The following is a 9,745-nucleotide window of genomic DNA, read 5'->3' on the forward strand; positions in this document are numbered from 1 at the left end:
GTCAACCTATTTTTTATCGTTTTGCGTTTGTTCGGTCGGTTTTTGAGCACCTGCAGAGCACCCCTCAGCCATTTCCCAGGTTATTGGAAATGGTGCAGCAACCGCATCGCCTTGGTTATTTACAAAAACTAACGCGTTTCGCTCAACGGTCGTTAGCCAGTTGGTGATGACCTCAAATCGCGCAATCCATTGGTGAACTTCGCAGCGCAACTGCTGTAACGACGAGCTTCCAGCGCTTTGTGCGACAACAGGCGCAGATACCAAAATGAAAGATAACAGCACGACCATGCGCATAATCATGACTTGTGCTCCTTTTCTTTGCTTGCCGAAAGTTTGTGTTCGAGCCCTTCTAAGCGCTGCGGCTCTTCCCCTGGCATACTGATATAGAGTGCATTACTTACTACAGGCATACCATCGGGCATCACCTTGTTCTCAAATATCAGTTCAATGCTTAATTTGGCCATATGACTGTCATGACGAAAAGACGGATTCAAAAACAAATCTGGCTTCACCCCATTCGTGGTTATTTCTTGTGGGAAATAGGCCGAGAGAACTTGGGCCATGCGCTTACCAATAAGTCGTTTGTAATCTTGCTCATAGTCACGCAACTTGGCGTCAACAGGTAAGTACCGGTAAACCGAATACGTAAGATAAGCTTCAGCAAATCGCGCCAGGTCATCCCGATTGCGCGCTGACGCTGCCTTTCCTAATACGCGTAAAATCGTATCTTTCGCATAATCCCTGAAGCTTTCTCGCAGCGCGGTTAATGGCTGCCACTTATGAGCCGTTAATATTGCTTTCGCACAATTTCGTGCTCTGCCGTCCCAATCCTCATAAAGCTCAGACATGCTAGGTACGCCTGACCCGTGCACTTCAAGCAACCACTGCTTCGCCGATTGACTCATGCGTTCTTCAAAGTAGCCTTCAAAATTACTAAACCGAGTCAGCGCCCCCCGCATTTGTGCTTTGAAGCCTGGTTCCATATGGAGTTGCAGCGGTAAAAAACGTTGATTCCGATCGCGGTTGAACGCCAGCATTTTCGCCACCACGCCATTTAAAACACGCTCGTCATCACTCATAGATGCACGCACAAGTGATTCAATGTAAAGATCATACAGTTGTTCGCGTGCGTGCTTGGCTTTGCGGCGCAAACGATAAGGTTTGTAAGGAACGTCCTGGGTTTGCTTTAAAAAGGTTTCATAGGCAATGACGGTGTTGCGTCGTTCAGCCAAATAGAAATTACGCTGGTGCGAGCGCACTTGCCGCCATGCAAAAAAAGAAATACTGAAGAGTTTTTGCCCGCCCCACAACAATGGCGGCAGCAACCACCATATGTAGTTTGAAAACCAGCTACCCGGCAAGGAAAATGGTATAGCTGCTGGTTTTATTTCCAGTTCCGTTAGTGGCTGCTCACTATCAACTGAGGGAGCGTACCAAACCAATTCAGCAAAGGCTCGCAAGGGTACCCAACGATTAACATGCCAAGCAAGATACGCATCTTGCTCGCCATATACTGTTTCAATGCGCTTTTGATGATCAACAAAAGCTACGTATTTAGGCGGGCCAAAGGTGAACCCTAAAATGACGACCAAACCTCCAGCAATAAGAAGTTTCAACACGAGCTTAAGCTTCCTTGTTGTTATTATTATTTAAATAAGTGCGTACGGTAATATTTTAATTCTTCGATGGACTCACGAATATCCGCCAATGCTGTGTGTGCCCCTTGTTTGGTTAAGCCGTTTGCAACTTCAGGTGCCCAATATTTTGCGAGCTGCTTCAACGTGCTGACATCAAGATTACGATAATGAAAGTAAGCCTCAAGTTCGGGCATGTGCTTCGCTAAAAAACGGCGGTCCTGACAAATACTATTGCCGCACATTGGCGAACTTCCCGGCGTCACCCATTGCTGTAAAAATTCGATGGTTGCAGTACTCGCTGCTTGCTCATCAACTTTGCTCGCTTTAACGCGCTTGACCAGTCCAGAATTAGTATGCGTGGTAACATTCCAATCGTCCATTTTTTTCAAATTTTCTGCGGACTGATGCACAGCGATTACTGGCCCTTCAGCTAGTACGTTAAGTTCATAGTCGGTTACGATTGTCGCAATTTCAATAATATGGTCATAATCCGGTGTTAAACCGGTCATTTCCAAGTCAATCCAAATCAGCCGTTCTGCGCTTGCGCTCATTCAAGGTACCTTATTTGATTACAATTAAGTTCAGGCACTATTGTGCTTAATAATGTATGATCGTTGCCAGTATGAACTGGAATTTAATTGATGGCAAAACAGCGAAAACTGAATAAAGGACAATTGCGTCGCATTCGCTCAAATCAAGAGAAGCGAATTCACCGATCCGATAACGATCTCGACGTTCCGGATACCGTGCTAGAAAACTCTGAAGCTGGTATTGTCGTGAGTCGATTCGGTCAGCAAGCGATCATTTGTACCGACTCTGAGCCCGCACTGCGATGCCACATTCGACGTGCTGTCGACTCGTTGGTTTGCGGTGATGAGGTAGTTTGGCGCCGTTTTAAGCAGCGCTCAGATGACATCGCTGGCGTTATTGAGGCGGTGCAGCCTCGGCGTTCGCTATTAAGCCGCCCCGATTATTACGATGGCGTTAAACCGGTTGCTGCAAATGTCGATCAGATCTTAATTATCTCAAGCGTGTTACCTGCCTTTTCTTCGCAAATTATTGACCGCTACTTGGTGGCTTGCGAAGACATAGAAGTTAATCCAGTGATTGTGCTTAATAAAGCTGATTTAACAGCAACATTAACACCTGAAGAACAGCGAGAAATTGCGGAAGCTCTCGACGTTTACCGAGCCATTGGGTACGAAGTTCTGGAAGTGAGTGCGAAACACCCCGAGTCGTTAAGTGCTTTGCAACAATTGCTCGATGGTCATGTCTCAATTGTTGTCGGCCAGTCAGGCGTGGGTAAGTCATCGTTAGTCAATGCGTTATTACCCGACATTGATGCAGAAGTAAGCCCAGTGTCAGATAATTCAGGCTTAGGGCAACACACCACCACAGTGGCAACCCGTTATGTTGTTCCAACAGGCGGCGTACTTATCGATTCGCCGGGTATTCGTGAATTTGCACTGTGGCATCTGGACCCTGAACGCGTTGCTTGGTGCTATAAAGATTTTCGTCCATACTTAGGCCAATGCAAGTTTCGCGACTGTAAACACGTCGATGACCCCGGTTGTGCGCTGCAAGAAGGGTTAAAATCAGGTGAACTGCACGCCCTTCGGCTGTACAATTTCCAAAAAATTATTGAGTCGATGGCCGTTAAGAAGCCGTCGCGAGCAACGTCTAGAGGTAAAAAAACGTGAATTTGGATCGCGCGAAAATTCAATTACAACATTGGCTACCGAAGCACAGCCTTTCACGCTTGGTAGGTAAATTTGCCGCCGCTCGTGCCGGTTGGTTTACACAAATGTTTATTCGCTGGTTCATTCGTCAATATAAAATTGATATGAGTGAAGCCGTGCATGAAGACCCGCGCGCGTACAAAACCTTCAATGAGTTTTTTACACGCCACTTAAAGCCGGAATTGCGACCGCTTAAAGCCGATAAAGCTGACCAGTTCGCTCATCCTGTCGACGGTGCGATTAGTCAACTTGGCGATATTGAAGAAGGCCGTATATTTCAGGCTAAAGGCCACGACTACAGTCTTACGGATTTGGTTGGCGGTGACCCGCGCGATGCACACGCGTTTCGCGAAGGTGATTTCGCAACAATTTACCTAGCCCCCAAAGACTATCATCGCATTCATATGCCATGCGACGGCGTTTTGCGCAAAATGGTTTATGTACCCGGCGACTTGTACTCCGTTAATCCACTTACGGTTGCGCATGTTCCTAATTTATTCGCGCGCAACGAGCGGGTTGTTGCTATTTTTGACGGTGAGTTTGGTAAGTTTGCCATGGTTCTGGTTGGTGCAACCATTGTTGCCAGTATTGGTACAGTATGGTCGGAGACGGTTACCCCACCACGCGGCTCCAGTGTTCATGCCTGGGACTACCCAGCTTCAGGTAAGCAGGCGATTATGCTTAAAAAGGGCGAGGAAATGGGGCATTTTAAACTCGGTTCGACAGTAATTCTTCTGTTCCCCGACGATGCCATTGAATTCGAGGATGAACTGAAAGCCGGCTCAGTAACCCGTATGGGCGAGCTTCTCGGTAAGCGCGACGACTAAGCATGCTAATCTTTGCCCATCGCGGAGCAAGTTTTGAGGCCCCAGAAAATACGATAGCGGCATTCAGTAAAGCGCTTGATGCTCAAGCCGACGGCATTGAGATTGACGTTTATCCACTTGAAGACGAGTGGATTGTCTTTCACGATAGATATCTAGCACGGCTAACCGCCCATCAAGGGCGGTTGCAAGACTTGACGCTTGCCCAGTTACGCACCCTTAAGGTTTTTGGCCAGCAAACGATACCCACCCTGGACGAGGTATTGGATTATGTCGGTGGACGCTGCCACGTAAATATAGAGCTGAAAGGTGCTGATATAAAACGCGGATTAACCCGTCATCTGCGGCGCGCAGTAGCTCAGGCTAATTTCCAGCCCGAGCAACTCATTGTCTCCAGCTTCAATCACCATTGGTTAGCCCAACTTAAACACGATCACCCGCAGCAGCTTATCGGCGCGCTGACTACCAGTTGCCCACTAACCTACGCACAATTCGCACAAACCCTTCAAGCTTGGTCTGTACATATCGATGTTGATTTTGTGACACAAGAATTCGTCGATGACGCGCATCAGCGCGGTTTGAAGGTGTTGGTATTTACTGTCGATGAACCGGACGATATGCGTGAGTTAAAAGCGATGGGGGTTGATGGTATTTTCACCAACCACCCATCACTTGCGCGAAATGTGATCAGCGGGCTTTTTGTTGACGCCCGCGAATCAAACCACTTCGATTAAGCGTCTAAGTTACCCTTAGTATCTGGATGACTTACCTCTAACTGCGCAATCTCATTAGAAACTTTCTCTGGCGACGTGGTATTTCGTGCCAGCAGGGAATATAACGATGGAATAATAAATATCGTTAAAAACGCTGACAATGCCACACCAGCAAAAATAACAGTACCAATAACCATACGGCTTTCGGCACCCGGCCCTGAACCAAGAATCAGCGGAACTGCACTCATCAGTGTTGTAAACGCTGTCATGACAATGGGGCGCAGGCGCTGCTGAGAACCTTTCACAATCGCTTCATCAAATTGCATGCCGGCGTCACGCAATTGGTTGGTAAACTCAACAATCAGAATGCCGTTTTTAGCAGCTAAGCCGATAAGCATCACGATACCAATTTGGCTATAAATATTGATGGTCATGCCGGTAACATATAGCCCAATAATGGCGCCCAAGAACGCAATGGGTACCATAAGCATAATCACCAACGGATGCACGAAGCTTTCAAACTGCGCGGCGAGCACTAAATAAGCAACCAATAATGCCAGCACGAAGACAAAGATGACCGAGCTGCCACTTTCCTTGTACATCTGTGACTCGCCCTTGTAGTCGATACTCACGTCATCAGGTAGCTCAGTGCGTACGATTTCTTCCAAATACGTTAATGCTTCACCCAGCGAATAGCCTTCTGCCAAGTTCGCTTCAATGGTAATGCTACGCATCCGGTTATACCGATTCAGCGACCCTGAAGTTGCTTGTTCTTCAACCGTGACTAAGTTCGATAGCGGAATTAACTGACCCGAACTGTCTGAGCGGACATAGATATTGTCAATTGCCGTTGGGCTGCGGTAATCAGCGCGTTCGCCTTCCAAAATCACATCGTACTCTTCACCGCGGTCCAAGTAGGTCGTCGCCCGGCGTTGCCCTAACATGGTTTCAAGAGTACGACCAATATCGCCAACCGACACGCCAAGGTCTGATGCGCGCTCCTGATTAATACGAATTAATAGTTGCGGCAAGGTCGCTTTGTAATCGCTATCCAGGTCCATTAAGTTTGGATTTTGACTGGCTTTTTCAATCACAATGTCTCGGTACGCAGCCAGCTGTTCGTAAGTATTCCCTTGTAGAACAAATTGCACGGGGCGACCGTTACCACCACTTATTCCACTGCGCATAAAGGCAAACGCCCGCACCCCAGTCACATTATTTAACTGTTCTGAAACTTCATCCATGAGCTCAAAGGTTGACCACTCGCGCTCTTCAAACGGAATGGCACCGACAATCGCAACCCCCGCCGAGTTGCCCCAACCCGGTGAACGAATAATCAAACGGTCGATTTTGCCCTGATCAATATACGGCATCAGGATACTTTCAATCTCGCGCATGTTGGCAGAGTTCGACTCGAAACTGGCCCCTTCTTCACTTCGTACCATGACATAAAAGGTGCCGCGATCTTCAGGTGGAACAAACTCTTGCTCTATAAATTGCATCATGCCGTACGAAACGACGCCGGCCAAAATAACCAGCAAACCGGCCATCCACGGGTAGGCGAGCGTGCGCTTTAAAACACGCACATACCCAGACTCAACCCAGGCGAACACCTTATCGATGATGAGTCCGAACTTACTGGAGCGCTCTTTCTTTTTCAGAATTTTCGAGCTGAGCATGGGCGATAAGGTTAACGCTGCGATACTCGAAAAGGCCACTGCTGCCGCAATAGCCAACGCAAACTCAGTAAACAGCTGACCAATGTTGCCGTCTAAAAATGCAAGTGGGACAAATACTGAAATCAACACAAGTGTCGTGGCAACGACTGCAAAGCCGACCTCACGCGCACCGCGATACGCCGCCAACAACGGCGGTTCACCAGCCTCTATGCGCCGATAAATATTTTCCAGTACAACAATGGAGTCATCTACCACTAAGCCGATGGCCAAAACCAACGCCAACAAGGTCAACAGGTTAATTGAAAAGCCCATCGCGAATAGCGCGATATAGGATGCGATGATGGCAACAGGCACCGTCAACGCAGGAATCAACGTGGCGCGAATATTGCCAAGGAACATATAGATAACGATAACCACCAAGCCCATTGCGATACCGAGGGTGTTGTATACCTCGTCAATTGAGCCTTTGATGAATATCGACGAGTCGTAGCTGGGCACAATAAACATTGTTTCTGGCAATGTCTGGGCTATTTGGTCAATTTCTCGCCGAACATTTTCAACAACTTCCAGCGTATTCGCTTTCGATTGCTTGACGATACCGACACCAACCATGTTAATGCCGTTACCACGGAAATCGGTTTTGTCATTTTCGGCACCCATTTCAATGCGCGCCACTTCGGCGAGGCGAACTAGCTGGCCGTTGTCGCCGCGTTTAATGGTTAACCGTTTAAAATGCTCCGGCGTGAGATAAGTACGTGCAACCCGTACCGTAAATTCGCGATCAATGGATTCAACTTCACCCGCTGGTAATTCAACGTTCTCAGAGCGTAAACGGTTTTCGATGTCGGTGACCGTAATATTACGAGCCGCCATGGCATCACGATCCAACCATACGCGCATTGCATAACGACGTTCACCACCTAAATTGACGCGCGCAACACCATCGACCACAGATAGCCGCTCAGCTATATAGCGGTCGGCGTAATCCGTCAGTTCAAGCACCGACATGGTTTCGCTACGTAAGTTGTACCAAACAATCGTACTTTCATCGGAGTTGGCTTTGGAAACTTCCGGCGGGTCAACTTGTTCGGGCAGGTTATCGACGACGCGCGACACCCGGTCACGAACGTCATTGGCAGCGGCATCTATATCCCGTTCCAGGGTGAATTCGATACTGATACGCGAGCGACCATTGCGGCTGCTCGAGTTGATGTTCTTAATGCCTTCAATACCGCTGATACGGTCTTCTATGACTTGCGTGATTTGTGTTTCTACAATGTCAGCCGACGCGCCAGTATAGCTGGTATCGATAGACACCACAGGCGGATCAATGTCGGGGTATTCGCGTAGCGGCAGCATCGAAAAGGCGACAATACCAAACACGATAAGCAGAATATTAACAACCGAGGCAAAAACTGGGCGTTTTACCGAAATATCTGACAGCAACATCGCGCTTAGCCCTCCCGAACGGTTACGGCAACACCGTCACGAAGACGAACCATCCCCTCGGTTACCACTTTGTCACCTGGCTCGATACCGTCCAGTACTTCAACAATGCCTGGCTTGCGACGCCCGATAGTAACAGGCACTTGGCGCGCCATGTTCTCGGTGTCAATGATGTAAACGTAGGTGCGATCATTGATCGGTACAATAGCCTTTTCAGGCAGAATCATCGTCTCATCGACGCTACGTAAAAGGTTTACACGTAACAACATACCCGGACGCAGTTTATTATCGTCATTGGGGATTGTTGCGCGTACCAAAATGGAGCGCGTTAACGGGTCGACACGCGAGTCGATACTTAAGATTTCACCACGAAATTCTTCACCTGGGTAGGCACCGCTTCTTGCGGCGACACTTTGCCCCGTGCGCAAGCTCGCAAAAAACAATTCAGGTACATTGAAATCAAGCTTGATTGGTGTGACATCATCGAGCGTCGTGATTTGTTCGCCCGGTGATACCAATGAACCGACACTTACGTGACGAATGCCAAGGCGACCATCAAATGGGGCAATGATACGCTTTTGCGCCAGTTGTGTTTCGGCCACTTCAAGCGCTGCGATAATTTCTTTAACTTGCACGTCTTGGGTTTCTAATTGTTGCTGTGACGCAGCATTTTGACGACGTAGATCAACCAAACGTTGATATTGACGATTGGCTTCAGCTAGACGGAACTTCAATTCCTGCACGCGTGCTTTTTCTTCACGCGAGTCGAGTTCAATCAATAAGTCGCCAGCTTCAACAACATCGCCATCATCAAAATACACCGCCATAACGATATCTTGCGCTTGAGCAGTTACTACAATGGATTCGTTTGCCTGAGCCGTACCGAGTGCTTCGATGACATCACGAAACTCACTGATTTGCGCGGCTTGCACGCGAACAGGAACCGGATTTTGCGGGCGCTCTTCTTTGCCCGCATTTGGGTCGGCAAAGACGAAAAAATAGGCGGCCGCAGCGACTGCGATCACCACAAAGATAGTTATTGGATTAAAAAGATTTCGTGCTGCCATAAATCCCTCAGGTTACTACGTCGGCTTCATGTCATGGTCTGACACTATTGTAACCTAGGGATTCAATGCAACATCCCCGCTTATCGGACAATAAGCGGGATTTACCGCAAATAAAGTAAATTACTTGTGATATGCAGGGCTTAGTTTGTGTACAGCTTCAATAAATGCACCAGCATGGTCAGGGTTTACTTCGGGATGAATACCATGCCCTAAGTTAAATACATGACCAGTACCTGAACCATAGCTTTCAAGTATCGTTGCTACTTCGGCTTCTATTCGTGCCGGCGGGGCATACAGTACGCTTGGGTCCATGTTGCCCTGCAACGCGACCTGGTCATTTACCGCTTTACGAGCGGTGCCTAAATCGGTGGTCCAATCGACACCCAGTGCATCACAACCAGTCGCCGCCATGTCTGCTAACCAAGCGCCGCCGTTTTTGGTGAATAACGTAACAGGTACTTGGCGCCCATCTGCATGACGCGTTAATCCGTTCACAATTTTTTGCATGTAGTTCAATGAAAATTCACGATAATCGCGTGGGCTAAGTACGCCGCCCCACGTATCAAAAATCATAACCGCCTGAGCGCCTGCTGCAATTTGCGCATTCAAGTAACTGGTTACCGACTGCGCCAATTTATCC

9 protein-coding genes are annotated in these 9,745 nt (G+C 48.2%); 3 read left to right on the forward strand and 6 right to left on the reverse strand.

Features of this window, described 5'->3' with window-relative positions; translation table 11 throughout:
* Positions 1 to 6 precede the first annotated feature (6 nt).
* Genes ACN0UN_RS05090 through orn form a run of 3 tightly spaced genes read right to left on the reverse strand, consistent with a single transcriptional unit; the run spans position 7 to position 2,188 of the window.
* A complete protein-coding gene (locus ACN0UN_RS05090) occupies positions 7 to 300 on the reverse strand; it encodes a hypothetical protein (protein ID WP_417659018.1) in 294 nt (97 codons plus the stop codon).
* Positions 297 to 1,619 carry a hypothetical protein gene (locus ACN0UN_RS05095; RefSeq protein ID WP_417659019.1) on the reverse strand — a complete coding sequence of 441 codons (1,323 nt, stop codon included), beginning with the start codon at positions 1,617 to 1,619 and terminating at the stop codon, positions 297 to 299. Before ACN0UN_RS05095 ends, ACN0UN_RS05090 begins: the two co-directional genes overlap by 4 nt.
* A gap of 26 nt (positions 1,620 to 1,645) precedes the next feature.
* A complete protein-coding gene (gene orn, locus ACN0UN_RS05100) occupies positions 1,646 to 2,188 on the reverse strand; it encodes an oligoribonuclease (protein WP_417659020.1) in 543 nt (180 codons plus the stop codon).
* A gap of 90 nt (positions 2,189 to 2,278) precedes the next feature.
* Between orn and rsgA the strand changes: the two genes are divergently transcribed.
* Genes rsgA through ACN0UN_RS05115 form a run of 3 tightly spaced genes read left to right on the forward strand, consistent with a single transcriptional unit; the run spans position 2,279 to position 4,934 of the window.
* Complete coding sequence (gene rsgA, locus ACN0UN_RS05105) at positions 2,279 to 3,337, forward strand: small ribosomal subunit biogenesis GTPase RsgA (protein ID WP_417659021.1); 1,059 nt, start codon at positions 2,279 to 2,281, stop codon at positions 3,335 to 3,337.
* Between the two features lie 2 nt (positions 3,338 to 3,339).
* The gene (asd, locus tag ACN0UN_RS05110; protein WP_417659129.1) at positions 3,340 to 4,203 is read left to right on the forward strand and encodes an archaetidylserine decarboxylase; all 864 of its coding nucleotides are present in this window, start codon (positions 3,340 to 3,342) and stop codon (positions 4,201 to 4,203) included.
* A 2-nt stretch (positions 4,204 to 4,205) separates the two neighbouring features.
* Positions 4,206 to 4,934 (forward strand): glycerophosphodiester phosphodiesterase, encoded by a 729-nt coding sequence (locus tag ACN0UN_RS05115; RefSeq protein ID WP_417659022.1) that lies wholly within the window; start codon positions 4,206 to 4,208, stop codon positions 4,932 to 4,934.
* Here the strand turns inward: ACN0UN_RS05115 and ACN0UN_RS05120 are convergent.
* The 3 genes from ACN0UN_RS05120 to ACN0UN_RS05130 form a co-directional block, all read right to left on the reverse strand.
* A complete protein-coding gene (locus tag ACN0UN_RS05120) occupies positions 4,931 to 8,041 on the reverse strand; it encodes an efflux RND transporter permease subunit (RefSeq protein WP_417659023.1) in 3,111 nt (1,036 codons plus the stop codon). The two genes, ACN0UN_RS05115 and ACN0UN_RS05120, sit on opposite strands and share 4 nt — an antisense overlap.
* Positions 8,042 to 8,046: 5 nt before the next feature.
* Positions 8,047 to 9,105, reverse strand: a complete 1,059-nt coding sequence (locus ACN0UN_RS05125; protein WP_417659024.1) for an efflux RND transporter periplasmic adaptor subunit — start codon at positions 9,103 to 9,105, stop codon at positions 8,047 to 8,049.
* Positions 9,106 to 9,225: 120 nt separating this feature from the next.
* Positions 9,226 to 9,745, reverse strand: a 520-nt coding sequence (locus ACN0UN_RS05130; RefSeq protein WP_417659025.1) for a uroporphyrinogen decarboxylase family protein, incomplete at its 5' end; no start/stop codon positions are given.

Source organism: Pseudidiomarina sp. (assembly GCF_048267825.1).
Classification (GTDB): domain Bacteria; phylum Pseudomonadota; class Gammaproteobacteria; order Enterobacterales; family Alteromonadaceae; genus Pseudidiomarina.

What these genes read in the sequence shown, in the direction of transcription:
- orn (WP_417659020.1), bottom strand. Translation starts at nt 2,188, where the DNA reads ATGAGCGCAAGCGCAGAACGGCTGATTTGGATTGACTTGGAAATGACC.
- ACN0UN_RS05120 (WP_417659023.1), bottom strand. Translation starts at nt 8,041, where the DNA reads ATGTTGCTGTCAGATATTTCGGTAAAACGCCCAGTTTTTGCCTCGGTT.
- ACN0UN_RS05090 (WP_417659018.1), bottom strand. Translation starts at nt 300, where the DNA reads ATGATTATGCGCATGGTCGTGCTGTTATCTTTCATTTTGGTATCTGCG.
- ACN0UN_RS05115 (WP_417659022.1), top strand. Translation starts at nt 4,206, where the DNA reads ATGCTAATCTTTGCCCATCGCGGAGCAAGTTTTGAGGCCCCAGAAAAT.
- rsgA (WP_417659021.1), top strand. Translation starts at nt 2,279, where the DNA reads ATGGCAAAACAGCGAAAACTGAATAAAGGACAATTGCGTCGCATTCGC.
- ACN0UN_RS05125 (WP_417659024.1), bottom strand. Translation starts at nt 9,105, where the DNA reads ATGGCAGCACGAAATCTTTTTAATCCAATAACTATCTTTGTGGTGATC.